The sequence below is a fragment of the Fontivita pretiosa genome, from assembly GCF_050410795.1.
In the GTDB taxonomy this organism is placed as follows: domain Bacteria; phylum Planctomycetota; class Phycisphaerae; order Tepidisphaerales; family Tepidisphaeraceae; genus Fontivita; species Fontivita pretiosa.
In genome coordinates this window covers 5,249,621-5,272,142 of record NZ_CP191258.1, presented here as the reverse complement: position 1 = coordinate 5,272,142, position 22,522 = coordinate 5,249,621, and the positions used below count along the sequence as shown (strand labels likewise).

The following is a 22,522-nucleotide window of genomic DNA, read 5'->3' as shown; positions in this document are numbered from 1 at the left end:
CGGGCGGCGAAATGAATGGCACTGGTCATGCGGACTGGCTATGGGTTTGACAGCACCCTATCACGTCCACAAGAATCGTGCTGAACCCATGTCGCAATTGCCCATGCCGTCGGATGTGCGGAAGGAGCTGAGCGCGTCGTCCGCACCGCAGCAACCGCTCAGCGCAAGCGAAACGCTCGAGCCGCCGGGCGTGAAGCTGATCGTGCGGCTGTTTGTGATCCCGCTGCTGATCGTATCCGTGGCGGTGGGGGTGATGTTCGTGATCGGTCTGCTGGCGGGGCGCGAGCCAAGCATGGAAGAGGCGCTGCGGCGACTGCGAGCACCGGGCGGCGAACGGACGGCCAACTGGCTGGTCGGCCCGGCCGCCAAGCAACGCTACCTCGACGCCAAGACCCTCGTGGACAAAATGAAGTCGCCGCAGGGGCTGAGCCAGGCGGATCGGATCGCACTGTCGTCGCAGCTCATCGACATCCTGGAAAACCACACCCAGCCCCACGAAGGCGAAGTCCAGCACTTCGTGCTCTTGGCGCTGGGACGCAGTTGGCAGAAGCATCCTTCACAGGCGGAGATGAACTCGCCGCAGGCGATCGAATCCCGCCGCAAGACTCTGGCCACGCTGCTGAAGTACTCCGACGCACCCGAGCTGGCGACGCGGAAGGCGGCGGTGCTGGCGACGGTATATCTGTCGGCTCACCCCGAAGCCTCCGAGGCGCTGCCGAAGCTGGTGCAGAAGTTGAGCGACCCGCGCGAGGACATCGACGTGCGCATCGCCGCCGCCACCGCGCTGGGGCCGCTGGCGGAACCTGCGCGCGATCCTCGCGCGATCGAAGCCCTGCGCGCTGCCATGCGCGAAAGCGATCCGCGACACGTCGAGCTGGTCTGGAGCGCCGCGCTGTCGCTGGCCCAGCTCAACCAGCCCGAAGTCGCCGACACGATCTTAAAGCTTCTCAGCCGCCAGGAGCTGTCGAAGCTGGAATACTACGATCGCGAGAGCGATCCGCAGAATCCATCGTTCCGCAGGCTCAGCGATCAGGAACAGCAAAGGATCCTGATCAACACCATGCTGGGTGCGCGGAAGCTGGAGGTTGCCGCGGTTCAGTCGCGTCTGCGGCAAATCGCCCAGAGCGATCCTTCGCCCAGGGTTCGTGCCGCGGCGGTGGAGCTGCTCAACGCAGCCGCCGCCGAACACGGCCTCGCACCGCAGTGATCAAATCGTCGTAGACGCCAATCTGCAGCAAAATATGGCAGACGATCGCTCTTCGGAGACGTAAGTCTTTATTTGGCAAATCATAACAATCCTATTGCGAATGAGACTGAATCTATTTAGATTCCGTGCGTCACCCTTCAGGCCGGAAGTGCGGATATGCCCGAAACCCACACGATCGTCACCAAGGTCTGGATCGCCCCGGGCTGTATCGTCTGCGATTCCTGCGAGAACGACTGCCCGGAAGTGTTCGATGTTCAGGAAGAGACCTGTGTCATCCGGCCTCAGGCACAAAGCGCGGATTTTCTGCGTCCGCTGACTCCGTCGATCATCACCGCGATGGAGGGTTGCCCCGTCGAGGTGATCAAGGTCGAGACCCGGGAGGTTGAAGGCCCGGCGCCGTGGACAGCCGAGCCGGCCGGCGGACCCGCCGCGGCGGGCGGCGCGGCGGAGACTCATGCCCGCGCCCCGGCGGCCAAGGCGCCCGCGCCGCTGGGGCCTGCCGATCCCAAATGGCAGGCGCTGCTTTCCACCAGCCGGATCAGCCCGTCGCTGTCGGCCGGACTTGCCTCCACCATTCGCCGCAGTCCTGAAATCAACCAGGCCGAGCAGATTCTTCGCGCCGTGCAGTTGCCGCGGAACGCGCCTGCGGATCAGCGTCTGGCGATGCTGGCGGCGGGGGGGGCGTATCAGCCGGCGATCCCGCTGGCCGAGCGGGTGCGACAGGCGACCGCCAGGACCGGACGCATCACCCGCCGACAGTTCAATTTCGCCCTGGCGGTGGCCTGGGGCACGATCGCCGCCGTCGGCGTCACCTTCGCCGGGATGTTCCAGGATTTCTTTGCCCCAAAGGTCTTGAAGGAACCCAAGAAGATCTACCGCGTCGGGCGCCTGGACGAGTTCGCACTGCCCGGTGTGTACGAACAGTATAAGCCCAATGAAATCTGGCTGGTGAACCTGGCCGACGAAAAGAAGCTGATCGCCCTGAACACCGTCTGCACCCACCTGGGGTGCATTCCCAACTGGCTGGCGGGAGAAAACAAGTTCAAGTGCCCGTGTCACGGGTCGGGATACTACCCCAACGGCATCAACTTCGAGGGGCCCACGCCTCGTCCGCTGGAGCGCTTCGCCATCTCCAGGGATGCCGATGGGTATGTCGTTGTGGACAAGAGCAAGATCTTCCGACAGGAGCTGGGCGAGTGGGACAATCCCGAGAGCTACCTGCCACTGGCGTGATGGAGGAAAGGATCATCCTTCAAGAACTATGGGCCTGATCAGCGCACCGCTCGATTACATTCGCAATTCGCAGGTTTGGAACTCGATCTTCCGCCATGGCGTGCCGCGCGATCGGCGGACGCGCGTCATGGCGATCATGTCCAACGTCTTTCTGCACCTGCATCCCGTGGCCGTGCGAAAAAGCGGCATCCGCCTCAGCTTCACCTGGTGCATGGGCGGGCTGACGTTCTTTCTGTTCCTGGCGGAAACGGTCAGTGGCGTGCTGCTGATGTTCTACTACCGCCCGGTGATTGAGTACGCGTATCAGGACATCCAGGACCTGCGTGCGCACATCACGCTGGGGGTGCTGCGCGAGATCCATCGCTGGGGCGCACATGCGATGATCATCGCAATCTGGCTGCACATGATGCGCGTGTTCCTCACCGGTTCGTACAAGCCGCCACGCGAGTTCAACTGGGGCGTGGGCGTGATCCTGCTGGTGTTGACGATGCTGCTGAGCTTCACGGGGTATCTGCTGCCGTGGGATCAGCTTGCAATCTGGGCGATCACGGTGGGCAGCAACATGGCCAAGGCCACGCCGCTGGTCGGCGCCGGCGGGCCTTTCGCGAAGGTGATGATGTTCCCCGGAACCGATGTGCCGATGATTCACGCCGGAAGCGACGCGCGGTTCTTTCTGCTGGCCGGCACATTCGTCGGAGAAAACGCGCTGTTGCGTTTCTACGTTTTGCACTGCGTCTTTCTCCCGCTGATCGTCAGCGTGCTGATCGCCGTGCACTTCTGGCGGATCCGCAAGGACGGCGGAATCTCCGGGCCGATGTGAACGTGAACCGCGCAGGGCGCAGCGACGCGCAGGAACTGCCACATGATTGCCTCAGTCTCCGTTTTCCCATTCGTCGCCGCCAGCGGCGGCTTCTTCGACACGCTCAAGGAAGCGGTCAACGCCGCCACCAGGCCGGCGCCGTTCATCACCATCTCCATCGTCGTCTTCGCCCTGATGTTCATCCTCTACAAGTGGTGGACCCGACCCTGGATCTTCGGCGTGATCTTCGGGCTGTTCATCCTCGGCTACTTCGGATCGATGGCCGACGAGAACTTCCGCAAGATCGTCGCCAAGCCCGACAACGTCCCGATCACCATGATGGTGATCAGCGTGATGCTGTGCATCTGGCTGGCGTTCAGGCGAGCGGCGCTGAACGACCAGCGACTGGCCGCCGGGCATCCGCTGCTGGAAGAGGATCGCGACGACAAGGTGCTGGTCTGGCCGGACCTGGTGTACACGGAGCTGATCTGCCTGGTGCTGGCCACTGCGGGGCTGACGGTCTGGGCGATCGTGGCCAAGGCGCCGCTGGAACAGCCCGCCAATCCGGGCTACGCCCCCAACCCCGCCAAGGCTCCCTGGTACTTTCTGGGGCTTCAGGAAATGCTGGTGTATTTCGATCCGTGGATGGCCGGGGTGGTCTATCCCGGGTTGATCATCTTCGGATTAATTGCCCTGCCGTACCTGGATACCAACCCGCGAGGCAATGGCTACTACACGATCCGCCAGCGCCCCTTCGCCATCGTCACCTGGCTCTTCGGGTTCCTGATCCTTTGGGTGGTGCTGATCTTTTTCGGCACGTTCCTGCGCGGCCCCAACTGGAGCTTTTTCGGCCCTTACGAGTTCTGGGATCCGCACAAGGCCGAAGCGCTGAACAACCGCGACATCAGCAACGTCTTCTGGAATCAGATCATGGATCGTGGCCGGCCCACCGCCGACGACAATCCGATCCCCGCATTGCCGCACTGGCTGGTGCGGGAGTGGCTGGGAATCCTGCTGGTGGGGGTGTATCTGTTTGTTTTGCCGGCGATTCTGCGCTTCACCGTCTTCAAGCGCATGTACGAGCAGATGGGCGGCATCCGCTACAGTATCATGGTCTTCCTGCTGCTGCTGATGGCGATGATGCCGATCAAGATGGTGCTCCGCTGGCTGTTCAACCTCAAGTACTTCATTTACCTGCCGGAGTTCAATGCAAATCTTTGATCGCCCCGGGGCGGCGGGCCGGCCTTGCGCCTTCGGCCGGGCGGATTCCCCGTAGGCGCTGCGATGCACGCGAGGGTAGCCTGCATGGGTGCCGCGAGTCGCGCGGGCGACGCAGTCGCACGTTGCGATGCCGGATACATCGCAGAAAGGAGTTTGTCCATGGCTGCCACCGTCGCCACCTCTATCCACCGTGTGCAGCAACAGACCGAACCCCAGATCAATGAGCGGATCCGTCGTCAAACCCACGCCAACATCGCCTACTACGCCGAGCATCCCGAACTGATCGATCAGCGCCTGCGGGAACTGGATCAGGAGTGGGATGTGGAGCGATGGCTGGAACTGAACTCGGCGGCGCTGTCGCTGGCGGGGATCGTGCTGTCGATCCTGCGGGGACGGAAATGGCTGATCCTTCCGCTGGCGGTGCAGGGGTTTTTCCTTCAGCACGGTATCCAGGGCTGGTGCCCGCCTCTGCCGCTGCTGCGTCGCGCCGGCGTGCGGACGCAGGCGGAAATCGAGGCCGAGCGGCACGCCCTTAAGGCGCTGCGCGGGGATTTCGGCCCGCAGGCACAGGGAGAAGCAGCACTGCTCGCCGCCGAGCGGTGATCGTGTTTGCCCGCAGCGCAACTCAGCAGTGAATCGATCCGAATAGTCAGGAGTTCAACCATGCCAACCCCCACCTCCGATCGAGTTCGACTCAACACCTCCGAGCAGGTCGATTCCGAGCTGCATCGCCAGACCGAGCGGCGGATCGCGTTCTACGCGATGCACCCCGAGCTGATCGAGTCGCGTCTGCGCGAGCTGGATGAAGAATGGGACATCGAGCGGCTGATCGAAACCGAAGCGCCGACCGTGACGCTGTTTGGTCTGCTGATGGGCGCGCTGTTCGGCCGCAAGTGGCTCATCCTGCCGCTGTTCGCTCAGAGCATGGTGTTGATGCACGCGGTGCAGGGGTATTATCCGCTGCTGCCGTTGTTCCGACGGTTGGGCTTCCGCACCGAAAGGGAAATCGCCGCCGAACGGTACGCATTGAAGGCGATCCGTGGCGACTTCAAGCCGCTGTCGGAAGGCCCGGCCGGCGGAAATGGCCGGCGGCGGGCGGATCAGGCGTTCGAGGCGACGCAGGTGTGGCGATAGTGGGGGGGAACCAGGATCAACTGCCGCGCCTGAGTTATCCCGCCAGCGCCTTCGCCGCCAGCGCCGCCAGTGCCGGCACGCCCAGCAGCATCGGGATCGCGGCGCTGATGCCGGTGAGCGTCCGCCCCAGCGTGAACCCCATCGCACGAGTGGGCGTGGCATCGACCAGCTCGTAAAACATCCATCCAGTCGCAATCGTTCCCAGCAGCAGTTGCCCGAAAAGCATCATCAGATGAACGCCGGCGGCGACGAGCCACCCGCCCTCGCCTGCCGGCACCAGCGGCGTGGTGAACGCCAGCAACGGCAGGTGCAGCGGCGAGAGGATCAGTGGGGCGGCGACATAGTGGGCGAGCGTTTCTGCGCGGCGGACGACCGGCGAGTTGGTCCCCCTGATGAACGCGATCGGCTCCAGAGAAACGGAATTGAGCCAGACGACGATGGCGGCGATGTCGAAGGGCAAGGCCCACAGCGCCGCCGCCACGCCCACGGCCCGGTGCGTCAACGCGAACGCGACCACGCACAGGCAGGCGCTGGCGATGATCAGCACGATGCGGCGGTAAAGCCGGGCCGGCGATGCGCCAAAGCGGACCGGACTCCAGACGAGCTTGCCGAATCTGTGCGGCGCGAACATGACCAGGCCAGTCGTGCCCAGGAAGCTGCCCAGCGTCTGCTGTTCGTCCCAGGAGATGGTGTCATCCGAGGTATTGATCCCGCCGATCGACCCGCACTCGGGACAGGGGGCATCCAGCGGCAGACCGCGAAGGTTGTACCCGCAGTTGCCGCAGGGGCGATCAAAGTCGAAGTCGGCGGCGATGTCCGGCCTGCGCATCCGCGGCCAGAAATCGCGCCCATAGGGAGGTTGCGGTTGCCGGTACGACATCATCACGCCTGAGCGGGCCAATTGTTGCGACCAGCACTTCTCGCTGGCGATCTTACTGTTGCCGGGCGATCCGTGCGATTGTCCAGAGCACCAGGTTATGCACGAATCGCTGCGCGTACTGCGGGGAATAGCCTTCGATGCCGATGGTGTTCGAGCCAAGCAATGCCGTGGTAAGATCGAGCCGGCTATACAGGATCAGTCCGGCGCCGGCACGCATGCACTGGATCTGGCGAGCGGTCGAAGGTCGGGTCGTTCCCGCGCGAAGCAGCGGCTCGCGCAGGTCATAGCTGCCGGCTAAGACGCCGCTGAGGATTGGGTCATCGCTCGCCAGCGGCGCCAGACTCGCCTCCGCAAACATTCGCGGGAGCAGCTTCTGTTCCACCGCGTCGGCGAACTGCCGCTTTCCCGCCGCCGCGTCGATCAGCAGCACTCCGCCCCGCACCACGAAGACCCGCAGCGCATCAATCTCCGCCTGTGTCGGATTGAAATCCCCCAGCCCGGTGAGGTGCGCGATGGGCGCCATCTCATACCGCAGATCTGAAATGTCCGTTGGCTCCAGCCGTAACGCGATGCCGGTCTGACTCTGGAAGATCCTGGCCATTCTCGGCCAGGCGGCGGGCTCGGGGTCCCAGTTTCCGTCGAATTTCAGCCGCGCCAGCGGCACCGTGCCAATGGGCATAGCGTCCGGCTCGGGCACGTAGAGTGAGGCCAGTCGGTTCCGCAGCTCGCGCCGCCCCGCGGAGTAGGCGGCGATGTTGATCGCCAGCTCCGAATGCACCCGTTGCGATCTGGTGGGGAACGGCTGCCAATGGCGGCTCAGCTCCGTCGGCGAGTGGACCATCAGCAGCCGCACGCCGTTGCTCACGCCCATCAGCGGCGGCCTGGGGCTTTCGATCGGAAACACGACAGAGTAAATCTCGTGATCTTCCGGAAGTCTCTCGAACGGATGCTCGGGAAACGCCCGCCGTGCAAGGTCCGCGAAAAAGCGGTTCACTTCCTCGGAGTTGCGCTCGGTGTGCGTGAAGACGATCCCGCCGGCCTGCGCGAAATCGCGGATCTTCTGCACGTCGGCATCGGCAAACTGCGGCGGGCGGTCGGTGCTGATGAACAGGGTCGGGGAATCAGACCATTCCCACCAGTTGCGCTGGATGTCGGCTACCTGAAAGTTCAGCGTTCGCTCGAACTGCTGGGAGGCGAAGCGCGTGAGCACGGCGATATCGCGCGGGCGGTTGTTCCAGTTGCCGTCGAAACGCAGCTTGGTGATGAAGACCGGATATCGTCCTCGGGCCAGGAAAAGCAGGGCGAAGGAGGTTTCGGCGATGCGTCCGTCGGTGCCGTCCCAGCCGCCGTCGTCTCGCTGCTCGCGTATGAGGCGCTGCGCCAGCTCCAGATACCAGTCGTGCGTGCCGAAGTATTTGTACCCCGACGCCAGCCCCGCCCGCTCAAGACCATAGTACGTGTAGCCGGGATGAGCACCGATGTTGACGGCGTTGTCGCCTTCGTCCAGCCACTCCAGGGCGCGGCTGATCGCCCTGGACAACGGCAGGTAGCTCTGAGACGCGCCGGCTTCGATGGCAAGCTGATCGCGTGCGACGAAGAGCATGGTGATGCCGGCGGCAGTCATCGAGAGCGTGGCCGAGGTCGCACCGGGCCCGTAGCCCCATCCGCCGGAGTGGGTCTGCGTCGCTGTCCAATGCTGCTCCACATCGCTCCAGAAACTGGCCGGGACGCGCAGCCCGGCGTCGGCGGCGGCCCAGACGCCCAGCGCGCCGTACTGCGAATTGGAGTTGTCCCAGACGTTGTCGTCGCGGCTGCGCTGCGGCGGGGGCATCTCGTAGGTGTAGGCCCCGCCTCGCGACGCCCGCAGCAGCCACTGGAGGTCGGCCTCCATCGTCGCCCGATCCTGTGGACGCCTGTACACGCCCAGGGCGCTGATCCGCAATGAGCGCGAGTAGGTCGCGCGGTTGCCATTCATCGGATACTCCTTCAGCCGGTCCAGAAGCCCCTTGACCAGCTCGCTCTGCGGGCCAAAACGCGGATCACCCACACTCTGCCCGGCGTGCAGCAGCGCGTACACCGCCAGCGCGTTCAGCCCGGCGAAGGTCTCCGGATCCCACTGGTCCGCATCCTTCAGTCGGGTTTTGGAGAATTGCGATTCGAGGCAGGCGAGACCTCGTTTGAGGGCATCGCCGATCTGTTCGTCCGTGAGCCGCCGCGAGCGGTCCGGATCGGGTTGTCCTGGTTTGAGGGCTGCCAGCGCCGCGTGAGGGTGGGCGGGCTTAGGCTGCGTAACCGGCGGGGCGGGTGGTGGCGCGGCGGCGTCGGCGGCGGATTCGGAGGCTGGCGGCGTTGTCGAAGGTTCAATTGTGCTGCGTTGGCCCGGCGCAATGGCGGCCGCCGGGGGTCGCGCGGTCGCATCGCCCGGGCCGTGTTCCGGGCCGGGCTTTTCTGAAAACCACTCCGAGCCTTGCGGTTCAGCAGCCGCTCGTGGCTTGGGCGCCGGTGCCACCGCGAGCGGCGCCGGCGGCGGGGCGGGCGCCGCGGTGCCACCACGCCGCATGGCCACCAACACGATCAGCGTCCCCACCAGAATCAACACCAACGCGATCACCGATCCCATGATCCAGTAGATCGCGCGGTTGATGCGGGCCGTATCCGGTTGCCGCGGCAGTGGCGGTGGCTGGTACTGCGTCTCGGCGGCACTCACCGGATCAATCTGCGCCGCCGTCTCCTGCCCCACGCTCACCAGCAGGCCGCACTCAGGGCAGATCGCCGCCAGCCCCTGAACCTGCACCGGAGTCCCGCAGTTCTGACAAGTCAATCTGGGCATAAACGGGTGTGTCGCTGGGGACCTCGCCTGTGCTGCGCGTCCGGCGGCAGCATTTCCACCACCGAGGCATCATCCATCGTTGCACCGGCGGGAATCATCGCATATCACATTGCCCCCGGAAGGATAAAGCTAACCGACCTCGAGTCGAAAGGAAATTCTACCATGACGCTGCGCTATGGGCCGGTCAATCCGAAGTTCCCGCACCTGTTTCACGGCGGCGATTACAACCCCGAACAGTGGATCAGCACGCCACAGGTCTGGGATGAAGACATCCGGCTGATGAAGCTGGCCAACTGCAACATCGTCAGCATCGGAATCTTCTCCTGGAGCATGCTCGAACCCCGCGAGGGGGAGTTCGACTTCGGGTGGCTGGACACCGTTTTCGACAAGCTCGAGCGCAACGGGATCGGCGCGTGCCTGGCCACTCCCAGCGGAGCCAAGCCCAACTGGATGGCCATCAAGTATCCCGAGATCCGCCGCTGCAAGCCGGACGGCACGCGCGAGCCGCAGGGCGGTCGGCATAACCACTGCTACACGTCTCCGGTCTATCGCGAGAAAACGACCATCATCAACACGAAGCTGGCCGAACGCTACGGCAGGCGATCGAACCTGGTGATGTGGCACGTTTCCAATGAATACGGCGGGGAATGCCACTGCCCGCTGTGCAAGGCGGCCTTTCGCCAGTGGCTGCGAAACAAGTACAAAACCTTGGATGCGCTCAACGAGGCCTGGTGGTCGCGGTTCTGGAGCCACACCTTCACCGACTGGGAGCAGATTGACGCCATCGACGCCAGCGTGCACGGGCTGGCACTGGACTGGAAGCGTTTCGTCACCGACCAGACCGTCGATTTCATGCTCAACGAGATAGCGCCGCTGAAGAGGATCACCCCGGATGTGCCCGTGACCATCAACATGATGGGCTTCTACACCGGGCTGAACTACTGGAAGTTCGCACCGCACCTGGACGTGATCAGTTGGGACAGCTACCCGCGATGGCATACCGAACAGCCGGAGTGGAAGACGGCCGTTGCCACCGCCTTCACTCACGACCTGAACCGCTCGATGAAGCAGAAGCCGTTCGTGCTGATGGAATCCACTCCCAGCCAGCAGAACTGGGCGCCGGTGGCGCCGCTGAAGCGGCCGGGCATGCACAGGCTTTCCTCGCTTCAGGCTGTGGCGCACGGCTCGGACGCGGTGATGTACTTCCAGTGGCGAAAGAGCCGCGGGAGCTGCGAGAAGTTTCATGGCGCGGTCGTCGATCACTACCAGCAGGGCGCTGAAAAGACACGGGTCTTCCGCGATGTGCAGGAGGTCGGGGAAGAACTGAAAAAGCTGCGCGACCTGATCGGCACGACCACGCCCGTCGAGGCGGCGATCATCTACGACTGGGAAAACCGCTGGATGATCGACATGGAATCCGGGCCGCGAAACGCCGACAAGGACTATCACCCCACGTGTCTGGCGCACTACGAGCCGCTGTGGCGGCGGGGCATCCCCGCCGACTGCATCGACATGGATCAGGACCTGTCCAGATACAAGCTGGTGATCGCGCCAATGCTGTACATGATCCGCCCCGGCGTGGCCGAGCGAATCATCCGCTTCGTTCAGAACGGCGGAACCTTCCTCACCACGTACTTCACCGGTTACGTCGATGAGAACGATTTGTGCTTCCTGAACGGATTTCCCGGGCCGCTGCGCAGCCTGCTGGGCATCTGGGCAGAGGAGCTGGATGCCCTGCCCAACCACAAGAACCAGACGGTCATCGCGACGGCGGCGGGCAATGAGCTGGGACTGAATGGCACTTATTCCGCCAGGCACTTCTGTGAGCTGATCCACGCTGAAGGGGCACAGGTCCTGGCCACGTACGGCTCGGACTTTTACGCCAACCGTCCGGCGGTCACGGTCAACCGATTCGGTCAGGGCCGGGCCTACTACGTGGCCTCGCGCAACGACGAGCGATTCAACGACGATCTGATCGGCGGGATCTGCCGGATGCTGGGTCTGCGGCGGACGATCGACGCCGACCTGCCGCCGGGAGTCACCGCCACCTTCCGCACCGACGGCGCCCGACGATGGGTCTTCCTGATGAACTTCAACGCCGATCCGGTGCGGATCAGGGATATCGAACTGCCCGGGTATGGCCTGAAAGTCATCGAGCAGCCCGCCGACGCGGTGGCCTGAATTTGCCGCGGCCGGGTGCGGGGCGAAGGCGGCGGCGGTTGACAGTTGCGCACTATCCGCATATCAATCTGCGGTTCAGTTGCGTTTTTCCCGTGCGTTGCGTGTGAATCCGAAACGAACCGGAAGCCCAAACCCGCAATCTGCTGACGCTTCAGAACCCACTAAACCAGTGTTGCCACATGCCTATGAATGAAATGACTGTCACGTCGATCAACGAACGCGCCGCCGAGGAGTACTTCCGCCGCGGGCAGGAGGCCGAAAGGGAAGGCAATCACGAAAAGGCGGTGGAGTTCTACGAGCGGGCGCTGAACGAGAACCCGGACCACGAGCCGACGATCTTCCGGCTGGCCGTGCTCTACGACCGCCGCGCCGAAGACGCCAAGGCCATCGAGCTGTACGAGCGGATCTGTACCAGTCCGCCGGTGCACCTGAACGCGCTGATCAACCTGGCCATTCTCTACGAGGACAACAACCACTACGAGGAGGCGCACCGCTGCCTGGAGGCGGTGCTGCGGACCAACCCGAATCACGAGCGGGCCCGGCTGTACATGAAGGACGTGGAAAGCGCCCGCTCGATGTATTACGACGAGGACAGCGATCGTCGCGGCGATAAGCGCGACGCCGTGCTCAATACCCCGATCACCGATTTTGAGCTGTCGGTCCGCAGCCGAAACTGCCTGAAAAAGATGAACATCAGGACGCTGGGAGACCTGCTTCGCACCACCGAGCAGGAACTGCTCAGCTACAAGAACTTCGGCGAGACCAGCCTCAATGAGATCAAGACGCTGCTGGCCAGCAAGGGATTGCGGCTTGGGCAGGCGGCGGAGCCGGGCCAGCCGGGCGCCGCGGCGCTTCGCCGTCCGCCGGTGACGGTCGGAAACGTCCCGCCGGAGATCCTCAACAAACCGGTCACCGAGCTGGAGCTTTCGGTACGCAGCAGAAAGGCGCTGCAACGACTCAACATCACCACGCTGGGCGAGCTGGCCAGCCGCACCGAGGATGAGTTGCTCGGATGCAAGAACTTCGGGCACACCAGCCTCAATGAAATCAAGCAACAGCTCGCCAGCTTCGGACTCTCGCTGCGGAAGCTGGAAGACTAGTGGCTCATGGTCTATGACCTGTGGTTGGTTCGCCGATACTGACCACCGATCACTGGCCACTGACCACTGATCAACGGGCACGGATGCCATGAATCGACTGGGGCTTGGGGTCTTTGTGCTGCTGGGATTGCCGCTGGCGCTGCTTTGGCCGGCGGGGTGTTCTCAGCAGCGCGCCGGTCAAAACGCCGACAAGGCGCCGCAGGTTCGCGTCCGTCTGCTGGCCAGCCAGCAACAGGTGCTGGTCAGTGCCACAGCTTCCCCCGTTGTGGAGAGCAGCGGCGAACGGGTGCCGCGAAGGCTCGATTTTCCCGGCGATGGCGGCGTGGCGGTCAGCCTCTCATCTGGCGGGTGGCGCGTCGGCAGCGCCAGCTTCGCCGTCGGTGAACTCACCTTCACTCCCGCCAGCCCGGGATCGGTCTTCATCAACGGCTCGGCCTACAGGGGCAAGTACCGCTTCGTCCCGGTCTCCAACGATCGCTTCGACGTGGTCAACGACGTCGATATCGATTCGTACCTCATGAGTGTGGTCTCGCGGGAGATGCTGCGCGACTGGAGCCAGGAGGCCTACCGCGCCCAGGCGATCGTCGCCCGCACCTACGCGCTGTACGAAGCGCGCACCGCCGGAATCGGACGACACTACGACCTCACCGACGACACCCGCAGCCAGGTCTACGGCGGGATCGCCTCCGAAACCCCAAAAAGCCGCGACGCCGTGCTCCACACCGAAGGCATCGTCGTGGCCTACGGCCCGCGCGGCAACGAACGGATCTTCAAGGCCTATTTCAGCTCCTGCTGCGGCGGGGTGGGACAGTCCGCCGCCGATGCCTTTGGCGATCCGGACATCCCCCCGTTGCGCGAGAAACGGGCTGGAAATCTCTGCAACGCCTCGCCGCGATTCAACTGGGGCCCGGTGGTGATCAGCAAGGATGAGCTGACCCGCCGCATTCGCGCCTGGGGCGCGCGACGAAACCGCCCCGAAAAGGACATGGGCACCGTCCGCAGCATCGACATCGCCGCCGTCAATACCTACCAACGCCCCGTGCGCTTTTACGTTACCGATTCCCGCGGGCTGCGCTACAGCCTCAGCGGCGAGGAACTGCGCTGGGCGTGCAACGCTGACGCCAATGGCGGGCCGATCCTCTACTCCAGCTTCGTCAGGCCCGTCACGCAGGGCGATTCGATCCACTTCGTCGAAGGCCACGGCTGGGGCCACGGCGTGGGCATGTGCCAGTGGTGCGCCCAATCCCTGGCCACTCGCGGCGTCCGCCACGAGGACATCGTCCGCTACAGCTACCCCGGCGCCGTGCTGGTGCGGGCGTATTGACAGAGGCGCGACCGAACAGCTCGTCGCAGCGGGAAAGTGCAGTCCACGTTAGCGTTTTGCAGTCGGCGCCGTGTTCAACCTGCACGATTCTCAACGAACTGCTGGCGCTGCGCCCCTCGCGATCGTAGCGCGCATCAGCACCACGCGACCATCACCGCACCTGGAGATCGGCCCTGGCCGAGCCTCAGTTCAGGGCGATCGAGGATTGCATCCATCGCAGGACTTGCTCAGTCCAGAGAAGACCTTCGTGCCCTTCGCGGCCTTCGTGGTTCAACTTTGCCGCGCCTTTCGCTCGTCCGGCGGCGTGGCCAGCACGAACCACAGCAACGGGTTCGTCAGTCCAAGCTTGCCGCCTTGGATCGACTCCACTGCATCATCGTACTCGCTGCCGAACTGCTTGGAGTGCCGCCCGATCATCTCCTCCGCCGTGCCCACAACTGCGCGCACCGGTACTGGCATGAAGTGCTGACATGGGAACCTCCTGTTGGCTGTGGGCTGATGGCTTGCGAACGGTGGGCTACGCCGGCGGGGCGGCTTGAAGACGAAGTGCACCAGATGCCGCGTGGTGCGGTTGCCAAACGTCACTCGCTCTCGATCTCCCGCGCATGTCGCGCCTCCGCCCTGAGAGCCAGAAACGTGTCAATGACTAGAACATGCTAACTTGCGCCATCGAAGAATCAAGGATAAATATTGCCAGATATCCTGTGTCATTTTGTCGTGGCGAAAGAACGGGCGGGAAATGAGAGTTCTTCTTGGGCACGTCCCGAATCTGAGGATAAGCGCTGTACTAGAAATGGGAGGCATCGCATACGGTACGGACTCACTGGCTCGGCCGCGGTGTGCTGGACGGTAGGCGTCCTGCTGATAGGCGTGCACACGCAAGGGGCGGATCGCTACTTCATCGGCCTGCCGTCGGGCGGCAGCGCAAGCTGGAGTGAAGCGTCGAACTGGAGCGGAGGCACTCTGCCCCTCCCGCAAGATGTCGCTCGGATCACGTTCGATGACCCCTTTGACCGCGTCGTCACTTTGGACGTCGATGCTTCGCTGAGCGGGCTGCGGCTGGCCAACGGTGGCGGCGGACTGATGACGCTCTACCAGCCAAGCGACGCAAACTTGAGCACGTCCTACGAGAGCGTCGGCGCCCCTTCCCTGGGGAACTCGCGCGGCGAGCACGTCCAGGACGGCGGCACGAACAACGTCGGATCCCTCACCCTCGGGGACTACTCGTACTACAACACTACGTCGGGACGGTATGTCCTCAACGATGGAACGCTGAATGTTTCCCAGTTAGGCATCGGCCTCTACGGAAAGGGAACGTTCGAACAGAACGGGGGAGCGGTCAATGTGTCCAACATCTTGACAATCGCAGATTTCCCCCAGTCGACGGGAGCGTATCTTCTGCGCGGCGGCACGGTGAACTCGAGTGGCTGGGTGTACGTCGGGTACCACGGTGCCGGAACGTTCATTCACAGCGCCGGAACCCACCGGCTCAGCGGGATATTGTCGCTGGGTGTAACCCAGGCTTACGGAGAGGTCGGGGGCACGTACGTACTGAGCGGTGCGCATGCTGTGCTGGTGACCGACGATGAGTTGATCGCCCGTCATGGGCCGGGCACATTCCTCCAGTCCGCCGGCACCCATGAGGTGAGCTCTCGTAGTGTGATCGGGTGGGCGAATCCGGGTATCTACGACCTCAGCGGTGGGAGCTTACGCGTTGGCGAACTCCTGGAACTCGGTGTCGGGGGCAGGGGCACTCTGAATCACAGTGGCGGAATCGTGACGGTCGGGACGAAAGCGATGCCCGGCATCATGAGCATCCGCACGTACAACTGGGGCACCTACAGCCTCGGCTCCAGCGAGGCCACACTCAACGTCTGGGGCACCGAGTATGTGGGCTACGAAGGCCGGGGAACATTTCGTCAGTAAGCCGGGATGCACTTCGTTAGCGACATCCTTGACATCGGCGGCGTTCCCGTTTTGGGCGGTTCCAGTCTCTACGAGCTTGACGGCGGGGAGCTCAACGTGGGCAGCGTGGTAGTGGTCGGGATCTTCGGACCGGGGGTTGTCACGCAAACTGGCGGTTTGCTCTCGACCCAACTGATCGACATCGGCAGCGACGGCACCTTCACGTGGTCCGGCGGCTCGCTGTCGATCAGCACGCTCTCGCTTTCCGGCCGGATGGCGCTTTCGGCGGGGGCGAGGCTGGTGCTGCGGGCCAAGTCCGTGCAGATCCACAACGCCACCGGCCAGTTGGACCTGGGCGACAACCAGATGATCATCGACTACGAAGGCGCTTCGGCGGGAACCGTGATGGACCAGCTTCGCGCCGACCTGCGCGATGGGGCGCTGTTCTCCAGCAGCGGCTCTGCCGCCCACAGGCTCGGCTACGCCGACGACGCGCTGCTGGGCGAAGCGCTGGTCAAGTACACCTACACCGGCGATGCGAACCTCGATGCGCAGGTCGATATCACCGACCTGGAAGCGCTGGCGGCGCACTGGCAAAGCGCCGGCTTCTGGACCGAGGGCGACTTCGACTACACAGGGTTTGTCAACATCGATGATCTTCAGCTCCTGGCATACAACTGGCAGGCCGGAGTGCAGAACCCGCTGCCCCCTGAGAGCTTGCAGGAGGCGCTTGAGTCATTGGGCCTGCCGGTCGTCCTGCCCGAGCCTGCGTACATCAGTGGCGCAGCTTTGTTGCCGATGGTTTTGAGACGTCTCAACTGCCGTTTAGCGAGGCGTCGGGCGAGCGTTGCGTGAGCGGTCGCGCTCAAGTGTCTCGGGCGAGCTGGAATGCCTCCATTTTCCCCTCCTGCTGATACCATTCCGGCTCGTCGTGGATCTGCTTGCTCCTGAGCTTCGCCTGTTGCTCATCATTGCCGTCAGCGCGTTGGTGCTGGCGGGGGGGTATTGGTTCGCGCGGAGGATCACCGGGCGCGAGGGCATCGCGGCGCTGGTGGATGCGGGGCTGATCTTCTATGCCGTGCAGTATGTCGTGATCGGAGCGGCGGGGGTGGTGGGCGCGCTTACTGCGCCAGCGGTATTGATCGCGGCCGCAATCGTGGGGGTGGGGCTGTGGTCGTTGGGTAAGAACCCTCTCCCCTGCCCTCTCCCTGAGTACAGGGAGAGGGAGAAAGGACTGGCGTACAAGCGAAGAGAGCTGGGCGCGCGGTGGGTGGTCGGAGGCTGCGCGATCCTCGTCGTTTCTTACATCCTGAGCCTCATCTGGCTTCAGCGCGCGTTTCCGCCGGTGGCCAATGATTCGCTCACGTATCATCTGCCCGCGGCGGTGCAGTGGATTCAGGACCATCGCATCTCGCTGCTGGAGACGTGGTACTTCAACCCGGCCAACACGTATTCGCCGCTGGCCGGGTCGATGTTCATCACGTGGTGGCTGGCGCCGATCGGCAACGACGCGCTGGCGCGGTTCGTGCAGACGCCGGCGCTGCTGCTGTGCTGGCTGGCGATGCTCGAGCTGGCGCGGGCGTGCGGGGCGCGATCGTCCGTCGCGGCGATCGTCGCCACGGCGGCGGTGCTCTCGCGGCCATTCTTCAGCCAGGCCATCCTCGAAAAGGACGACGTGTTCGTCTCCGCGTTCTTTGCATGCGCGCTGGCGGGGCTGGCGCGCGACAAGCTGAGCGATCGTTTCGGTCCGTGGCGCGTCGGGATCGCCGTTGGTCTGATGCTGGCGACGAAGTACACCGCGATGCTGAGCCTGCCGCTGTTTCTGCTGGCGATCGACGCGCCCATTTGCGCCGGTTGGCGCGGCAGGCACTGGCTGATTGCGATTCTCCTGCCGGCGCTGCTGGCCGGGCCGTGGTTCCTGCGGAACCTCCTGCTGACGGGCAATCCCGTCTATCCAGTCGATCTTTTTTTCTTCGACGGCATGTTCCGAACCGCGCGCAGCGAGCAACTGCAATCGATACACGGGATATGGAAGACCCTGGCCGGCGGATACTACAGCCTGCCGGCGGTACAGTGGGGACTGCTGTTGATCGGCTGGGTGTCTGCTCTGGCGAAACATCATCGAATCGCACTGCGTCAGCCGCTGCTGCGAACGATCGTGGCGGGTCCGATTGTGGGGATCGGATTGTTCCTGGCGGTCTCTCCGTATGATGAGTTGCGATTTGCGTACCCGAGCCTGCTGCTTCTGTTCGCCTGCGCCGCGGTGGCGATGTCGGGCCGGAAGATCGTGGCTGAGTTGGTCTGGAGCGGGATGCTGCTGTTGTCTGCGATGGCGACGAATTTCATCCCGGAGAATCTGAAGCGAATCGTGCCGATGGCACTTGGGATCTGGGTCGCGGGGCTGGCGATAGTGTACGTGTGGTCGATGCTCGGCACGCGGCTGGCAAAGCTGATGGCGGCGGCGATTGCGGGAGTCGTCCTCTTTGCGTTCGTCTTCGTTTACTGGTCGGCGTTTGTGCATCGCGAGCTGGAGCCGATGGCCAACTTCGCCTGGCAGAGTGGCGCTGGCGGGTACGCGCCGCTGGCGGATGCGTGGGTGTTCGTGCGGACGCGGATTCCGCCGGGACGGACGCTGGCCTACGCGAACACGCACTACGTTTATCCGCTGTACGGATTCGACCTGACGCGGCGCGTGGTGCGCGCGCCGCTACGGGCGGATCGTCTGCACCTGCATGAGCTGCCGAAGATCCCCGGGTCGCTGCCGGGCGAGCGGATTGTTCCGGCGGTGGTGCGGAACATCATCGCCGATGCGGATCGCGACGCATGGCTGGCGAACCTGCGGCGACTGGGGGCGGAGTATCTTCTGATCGCCACGGGCGACCTGACCGGGCTGCCCGATCCGCCGCCTCCCCCGGAACTGATCTTCGCCAGTCAGGATCCAGCCCATTTTCAGCCGATCTTCCAGAACGAGGCGGCGGTGATCTACCGGATTGTCTGGTAGCCTGCCGATTCGCACAACACCGCATGGCGGCTAACGTGTCGCGGTACAGGGTGTCCAGTGTGAAGGGGCAGACAGGTGCACGATGCGCACGCGGCGCCGAAGGTTCTGGCTGGTGGTGATGCTGGCAATGGTCAGCGTCGGCGCCGGAGCTGCACGGGCCGATCATCGCGATGAGGCGCGCGAGGCACAGCGTGCACTGGAAGCGGCTGAGTGTCGGCTGGCCGATGCGACGCGCGATGCGGAGCGTGCGCGTGCGGCGCTGGATTGCGCCATCGCGGATCAGCATGCCGCCGCGACACGCATTCGCGACCTTTCGCTTGCGATCGGTTCGATTCAGTCGGCACTGAGCGACACGTCGGCGCTGGAGCAGGCGATCGCCGACGCCGAAGCCGCGCAGCAGGCGGTTGAGCAGCGCCGCCGGGCGCTGGACGCAGCGCGGGCGCGGCTGGCCGATGTCGAAGCAGAAGTCGCGCGCCTCCGCGCCACGGCACAGGCCAGCTTCCAGGCTTCTGCGGCGTTCATCCAGATCCAGCAGACGCTTGAGCAGTCGCAGAGCCGGCTCGACGAGGCGACCGCTGCCAGCGTGGCGGCGATTGATGCCGATCCGCTTTACCGGCAGCTTCGCTCACAGGCCGATGCGCTGAAGGATCAGGTCAATCGCCTGCGCCAAACGCCCGGCGTCGATCCGCAGCAACTGGCTGATGCAAGTGCTGCGTGGATGCAGGCCGAGAGCGCCGTGGGGCGGTTGCGGGCCGAATGGCTGGCCGCCGATCCGGCCATCATCGAGGCGCGCGAGGCGCTGGAGAGGGCAACGGAGACGCAGCGGCAGCTTGTCGCGCGCTTCGAGAATGATCTTGCACAGGACCCGCAGATGAATGACGCGATGGCGCGGCGGAACCTGGAGCAACAGGCCGTCAGCGCGATCGAGCTGGACCTTCAGCAGGCGATCAACGCGCACGCGGCGGCGGACTCGCGCGCCCGCGATCTACACAGGCGGTATGCCGAGGCGCAGGCTCGCATCCCGGCGCTTCAGAACGAGTTGGCGCTGGCCGAGGCGCAGTTGAACCGGGCGAACTCGCTGGCGTCGGCGGCGGACTCGGAGCTGCGATTCGCGTTGGACCGGCAGTCGCGGGCGCTGTGGGAGCGGGAGTCGGCGGCGAGGGAGCTTCGGTGGCGGATCGAGGACTTTGATCGCCGCCGAGCCGAGGTTGAGGCTCGCCACAGGCTTCAGCTTGAGCGTGCCGCGCGCGAGCATCGGGAGCGCGACGAGCAGGAGGCTCGCGACCGTGCCGAGCGTGAGCGCTCGCAGGCAGAGCGGGAGCGGCTGCGGCGCGCGGATCCCGCCGCGCCACCACCGCGAATTCATGATGATCGCCGCCGGGATGACGATGATGATCGCCAGCGACCAGAGCGTCAGGCGCAGCAGCGCGACCAACGTGAGCGCGACGAGCGTGCACGGGCGGAGCGCGATCGCGAGCAGCGTGAGCGGCGTGAGCGTGAGGAGTCGATCGCCCGGCTGCGGCAGCAGCGGGAGGCGGAGTTTGAGAAGCGCCGGGCCGAGCAACGTGCGGCCGAACAGCGCGACCATGCGCAAGAGCAGGAACAGCGCCGGCAGCGGGACCGCCAGGCCAGCCAGCGAGATCAAGAGCAGCGCGCCCGCGAGCAGGAACGGGAGCGTGAGGCGGCGCGCCAGCGTGAGGCCGAAAGCCGCCAACGTGATCAGCAGCATCGGCGATCTCCCTCTGACGATCCGAATCCCAATGACCGTGGCAGCCGCTACCGGCGATGAGCGTTCGCCGGAAATCTGGACACCCCGGCAAGCCGCTTGCGAGGCGGCATCGCGTGACGTTGTGCGGGCTGGCCATATCGGATTGGCCTTGCCGACGGCACGACCGAAGAGCTGGCCAAGTGGCTGCAAGAGTAACCTCGCTGAAGGGGTCCGATAATGGCCCCGGGAACCTGCGGATTTGCCTGACTTGCACATTTTGCCACGGTTTCGTCCACGACTTGCATTGCCTGAGCAATGGCTTTGGCGCAAAATGGCCGATGAAGTTTCCCGCGAGGGCGGCGTCCTTTATATAAGGTGAGCCGCGCGCGGCACGCGGAGCACGCACACAGTCGCCGCAGCGGGAACAGAATCGGAAAGGAGATCGTCTTGGCTCGGCTGAATATTGCTGTGAATCGTCGTTTGTTGGGTCGGTTCGGCTGGATCACGCCGGGCCTGGCAGTGCTGATCGGGATGAGTCTGCTCTCGGCGGGCTGCGAGACCAAGAGTTTTTTTGATCCGACGGAGATGGGCCGGTACAGCAAGAAACCCATCCCTGTCCCGATCCTCAAGACGCTGGACACGGGCTACGAGGAGGAGGATCCTCGCTACGCGACCGCGACGGATGTTCGTCCCAGCGACCTTGTGGCCGTTTCGCAGGATTACGTGATTGGGCGGAACGACCTGATCCAGGTGTCGATCACGGACCTGGTGGCGCCGGGCGTGGAATCGGTGAAGGTCAGCCGTGTCAGCGAGAGCGGCTTCATCAGCCTGCCGCTGGTGGGTCAGGTGCAGGCCGCGGGACTGACCGAGGCGCAGCTTGAAGCGGCAATCGTTCAGCGATATCGGGACGCGAACCTGATCCAGCAGGCGCAGGTATCTGTGGTGACGCTGGAGGCGCGATCGCGCACGTTCACGATCACTGGCGCCGTGAACCGAGGCGGACAGTACCAGATTCTGGACTCGAACTTCCGACTGCTGGACGCGCTGGCGCTGGTCGGTGATGTGACCTCGCCTGTCGGAATTGAGAACATCTACATCGTTCGCCAGAAGCGGCATGACATCGAGCCTCAGACGACCGCCCCGGCCGCGCCCGGCGAGGCGGCGCCGGCGACTCAGCCGACGCAGGACCTGCTCACGCCGCGATCGCAGGCGCCACTTGATCTGTCTCCGAAGATGATGTCCCAGGCGCCCGAGCAAGCGGGCAGCGAGGCGCAGGCGAATCAGCCGGCGACGGCAGCGGCGCCGGGCAGCGAAGGACGGATCATCATCGTTGATGACAAACCCATGACGATCGAGGGGGGGCAGGCGGTTCCGGCACAGGCCGAAGCGCCGGCGGCCACCGAGGCGGCGCCTGCGGAGCCGTCAACCCAGGGCTTTGAGTTCAACGCGCTTCAGGAACCGTCGGACGTGCGGGTGATCCGGGTGCCGTATCAGCCGCTTCAGCGTGGCGAGCTGAAGTACAACGTGGTCATTCGCCCGCAGGACCTGATCATCGTGCCGCAGCCGGTGATTGGCGAGTACTACATGGGCGGGCACGTGGCTCGGACGGGGGTTTACAGCCTGACGGCACGAAACATCACGTTGAAGCAGGCGGTCATCGCCGCTGGCATGCTGGATCAGCTTGCGATTCCGTCGCGCACGCAGATCGTTCGCCGCATCGGACCCGATCGCGAGATCTTCGCCCGTGTGGACCTGAGCAAGATCTTCGCCGGCGAACAGCCGGACATCCTGCTCAAGCCGGATGACCAGATCATGGTCGGAACCAATGCGCTGGCGCCGTTTCTTGCGGCGTTCCGCAGCGGCTTCCGTCTGACCTACGGCTTCGGGTTCATCTATGACCGCAATTACTGGGACCAGAACAGACTGTAGAGCCGCGGCAGGGATCGAAGCTGAGCCAACCAACCGGCCCGCGCATCGCTCGCGCGGGCCGGTGCTGTTT

The 22,522-nt window shown here is 64.3% G+C and carries 17 protein-coding genes; 14 read left to right on the top strand and 3 right to left on the bottom strand.

Going from position 1 to position 22,522, the window contains the following annotated elements; translation table 11 throughout:
- The first annotated feature begins 88 nt into the window (after positions 1-88).
- The 6 genes from ACQS5P_RS21380 (at position 89) to ACQS5P_RS21355 (ending at position 5,594) form a co-directional block, all read left to right on the top strand.
- The gene (locus ACQS5P_RS21380; RefSeq protein ID WP_428938649.1) at positions 89-1,207 is read left to right on the top strand and encodes a HEAT repeat domain-containing protein; all 1,119 of its coding nucleotides are present in this window, start codon (positions 89-91) and stop codon (positions 1,205-1,207) included.
- Positions 1,208-1,363: 156 nt separating this feature from the next.
- Complete coding sequence (locus ACQS5P_RS21375) at positions 1,364-2,440, top strand: Rieske 2Fe-2S domain-containing protein (RefSeq protein ID WP_428938648.1); 1,077 nt, start codon at positions 1,364-1,366, stop codon at positions 2,438-2,440.
- A gap of 28 nt (positions 2,441-2,468) precedes the next feature.
- Positions 2,469-3,260: a cytochrome b N-terminal domain-containing protein gene (locus tag ACQS5P_RS21370; RefSeq protein ID WP_428938647.1), complete on the top strand. Its 792-nt coding sequence runs from the start codon at positions 2,469-2,471 to the stop codon at positions 3,258-3,260.
- Positions 3,261-3,302: 42 nt separating this feature from the next.
- Positions 3,303-4,460, top strand: coding sequence for a hypothetical protein (locus tag ACQS5P_RS21365; RefSeq protein WP_428938646.1), 1,158 nt, complete (start codon positions 3,303-3,305; stop codon positions 4,458-4,460).
- Between the two features lie 159 nt (positions 4,461-4,619).
- A complete protein-coding gene (locus ACQS5P_RS21360) occupies positions 4,620-5,063 on the top strand; it encodes a hypothetical protein (RefSeq protein ID WP_428938645.1) in 444 nt (147 codons plus the stop codon).
- 60 nt (positions 5,064-5,123) lie between these two features.
- Positions 5,124-5,594: a hypothetical protein gene (locus ACQS5P_RS21355; protein WP_428938644.1), complete on the top strand. Its 471-nt coding sequence runs from the start codon at positions 5,124-5,126 to the stop codon at positions 5,592-5,594.
- A 34-nt stretch (positions 5,595-5,628) separates the two neighbouring features.
- On the opposite strand, the gene ACQS5P_RS21350 is transcribed toward ACQS5P_RS21355, so the two are convergent.
- Entirely contained in the window at positions 5,629-6,474 is an 846-nt protein-coding gene (locus tag ACQS5P_RS21350; protein ID WP_428938643.1) for a hypothetical protein, read from the bottom strand.
- Positions 6,475-6,526: 52 nt separating this feature from the next.
- A complete protein-coding gene (locus ACQS5P_RS21345) occupies positions 6,527-9,304 on the bottom strand; it encodes a DUF4159 domain-containing protein (RefSeq protein WP_428938642.1) in 2,778 nt (925 codons plus the stop codon).
- Between the two features lie 162 nt (positions 9,305-9,466).
- On the opposite strand from ACQS5P_RS21345, the gene ACQS5P_RS21340 reads away from it, so the two are divergent.
- The 3 genes from ACQS5P_RS21340 (at position 9,467) to ACQS5P_RS21330 (ending at position 13,909) form a co-directional block, all read left to right on the top strand.
- Positions 9,467-11,485: a beta-galactosidase gene (locus ACQS5P_RS21340; RefSeq protein ID WP_428938641.1), complete on the top strand. Its 2,019-nt coding sequence runs from the start codon at positions 9,467-9,469 to the stop codon at positions 11,483-11,485.
- A 185-nt stretch (positions 11,486-11,670) separates the two neighbouring features.
- Complete coding sequence (locus tag ACQS5P_RS21335; protein ID WP_428938640.1) at positions 11,671-12,585, top strand: DNA-directed RNA polymerase subunit alpha C-terminal domain-containing protein; 915 nt, start codon at positions 11,671-11,673, stop codon at positions 12,583-12,585.
- A gap of 88 nt (positions 12,586-12,673) precedes the next feature.
- A complete protein-coding gene (locus ACQS5P_RS21330; RefSeq protein WP_428938639.1) occupies positions 12,674-13,909 on the top strand; it encodes a SpoIID/LytB domain-containing protein in 1,236 nt (411 codons plus the stop codon).
- Between the two features lie 270 nt (positions 13,910-14,179).
- Here the strand turns inward: ACQS5P_RS21330 and ACQS5P_RS21325 are convergent, their stop codons facing one another.
- Positions 14,180-14,368 carry a hypothetical protein gene (locus ACQS5P_RS21325; RefSeq protein ID WP_428938638.1) on the bottom strand — a complete coding sequence of 63 codons (189 nt, stop codon included), beginning with the start codon at positions 14,366-14,368 and terminating at the stop codon, positions 14,180-14,182.
- Between the two features lie 411 nt (positions 14,369-14,779).
- Here ACQS5P_RS21325 and ACQS5P_RS21320 point away from each other — a divergent pair, with 411 nt between their 5' ends.
- The 5 genes from ACQS5P_RS21320 (at position 14,780) to ACQS5P_RS21300 (ending at position 22,452) form a co-directional block, all read left to right on the top strand.
- Positions 14,780-15,835, top strand: a complete 1,056-nt coding sequence (locus ACQS5P_RS21320) for a hypothetical protein (protein ID WP_428938637.1) — start codon at positions 14,780-14,782, stop codon at positions 15,833-15,835.
- 6 nt (positions 15,836-15,841) lie between these two features.
- Positions 15,842-16,669: a hypothetical protein gene (locus tag ACQS5P_RS21315; RefSeq protein ID WP_428938636.1), complete on the top strand. Its 828-nt coding sequence runs from the start codon at positions 15,842-15,844 to the stop codon at positions 16,667-16,669.
- A gap of 76 nt (positions 16,670-16,745) precedes the next feature.
- On the top strand, positions 16,746-18,815 hold the full coding sequence (locus ACQS5P_RS21310) for a hypothetical protein (protein WP_428938635.1): 2,070 nt from the start codon (positions 16,746-16,748) through the stop codon (positions 18,813-18,815).
- An 82-nt stretch (positions 18,816-18,897) separates the two neighbouring features.
- The gene (locus tag ACQS5P_RS21305; RefSeq protein ID WP_428938634.1) at positions 18,898-20,604 is read left to right on the top strand and encodes a hypothetical protein; all 1,707 of its coding nucleotides are present in this window, start codon (positions 18,898-18,900) and stop codon (positions 20,602-20,604) included.
- Positions 20,605-20,991: 387 nt separating this feature from the next.
- The gene (locus ACQS5P_RS21300) at positions 20,992-22,452 is read left to right on the top strand and encodes a polysaccharide biosynthesis/export family protein (RefSeq protein WP_428938633.1); all 1,461 of its coding nucleotides are present in this window, start codon (positions 20,992-20,994) and stop codon (positions 22,450-22,452) included.
- Positions 22,453-22,522: the final 70 nt, after the last annotated feature.

Bases quoted from the DNA above. Each gene is read 5' to 3' on its own strand.
- ACQS5P_RS21380 (WP_428938649.1), top strand. From the start codon at position 89: ATGTCGCAATTGCCCATGCCGTCGGATGTGCGGAAGGAGCTGAGCGCG.
- ACQS5P_RS21375 (WP_428938648.1), top strand. From the start codon at position 1,364: ATGCCCGAAACCCACACGATCGTCACCAAGGTCTGGATCGCCCCGGGC.
- ACQS5P_RS21370 (WP_428938647.1), top strand. From the start codon at position 2,469: ATGGGCCTGATCAGCGCACCGCTCGATTACATTCGCAATTCGCAGGTT.
- ACQS5P_RS21365 (WP_428938646.1), top strand. From the start codon at position 3,303: ATGATTGCCTCAGTCTCCGTTTTCCCATTCGTCGCCGCCAGCGGCGGC.
- ACQS5P_RS21360 (WP_428938645.1), top strand. From the start codon at position 4,620: ATGGCTGCCACCGTCGCCACCTCTATCCACCGTGTGCAGCAACAGACC.
- ACQS5P_RS21355 (WP_428938644.1), top strand. From the start codon at position 5,124: ATGCCAACCCCCACCTCCGATCGAGTTCGACTCAACACCTCCGAGCAG.
- ACQS5P_RS21350 (WP_428938643.1), bottom strand. From the start codon at position 6,474: ATGTCGTACCGGCAACCGCAACCTCCCTATGGGCGCGATTTCTGGCCG.
- ACQS5P_RS21345 (WP_428938642.1), bottom strand. From the start codon at position 9,304: ATGCCCAGATTGACTTGTCAGAACTGCGGGACTCCGGTGCAGGTTCAG.
- ACQS5P_RS21340 (WP_428938641.1), top strand. From the start codon at position 9,467: ATGACGCTGCGCTATGGGCCGGTCAATCCGAAGTTCCCGCACCTGTTT.
- ACQS5P_RS21335 (WP_428938640.1), top strand. From the start codon at position 11,671: ATGAATGAAATGACTGTCACGTCGATCAACGAACGCGCCGCCGAGGAG.
- ACQS5P_RS21330 (WP_428938639.1), top strand. From the start codon at position 12,674: ATGAATCGACTGGGGCTTGGGGTCTTTGTGCTGCTGGGATTGCCGCTG.
- ACQS5P_RS21325 (WP_428938638.1), bottom strand. From the start codon at position 14,368: ATGCCAGTACCGGTGCGCGCAGTTGTGGGCACGGCGGAGGAGATGATC.
- ACQS5P_RS21315 (WP_428938636.1), top strand. From the start codon at position 15,842: ATGCACTTCGTTAGCGACATCCTTGACATCGGCGGCGTTCCCGTTTTG.
- ACQS5P_RS21305 (WP_428938634.1), top strand. From the start codon at position 18,898: ATGCGCACGCGGCGCCGAAGGTTCTGGCTGGTGGTGATGCTGGCAATG.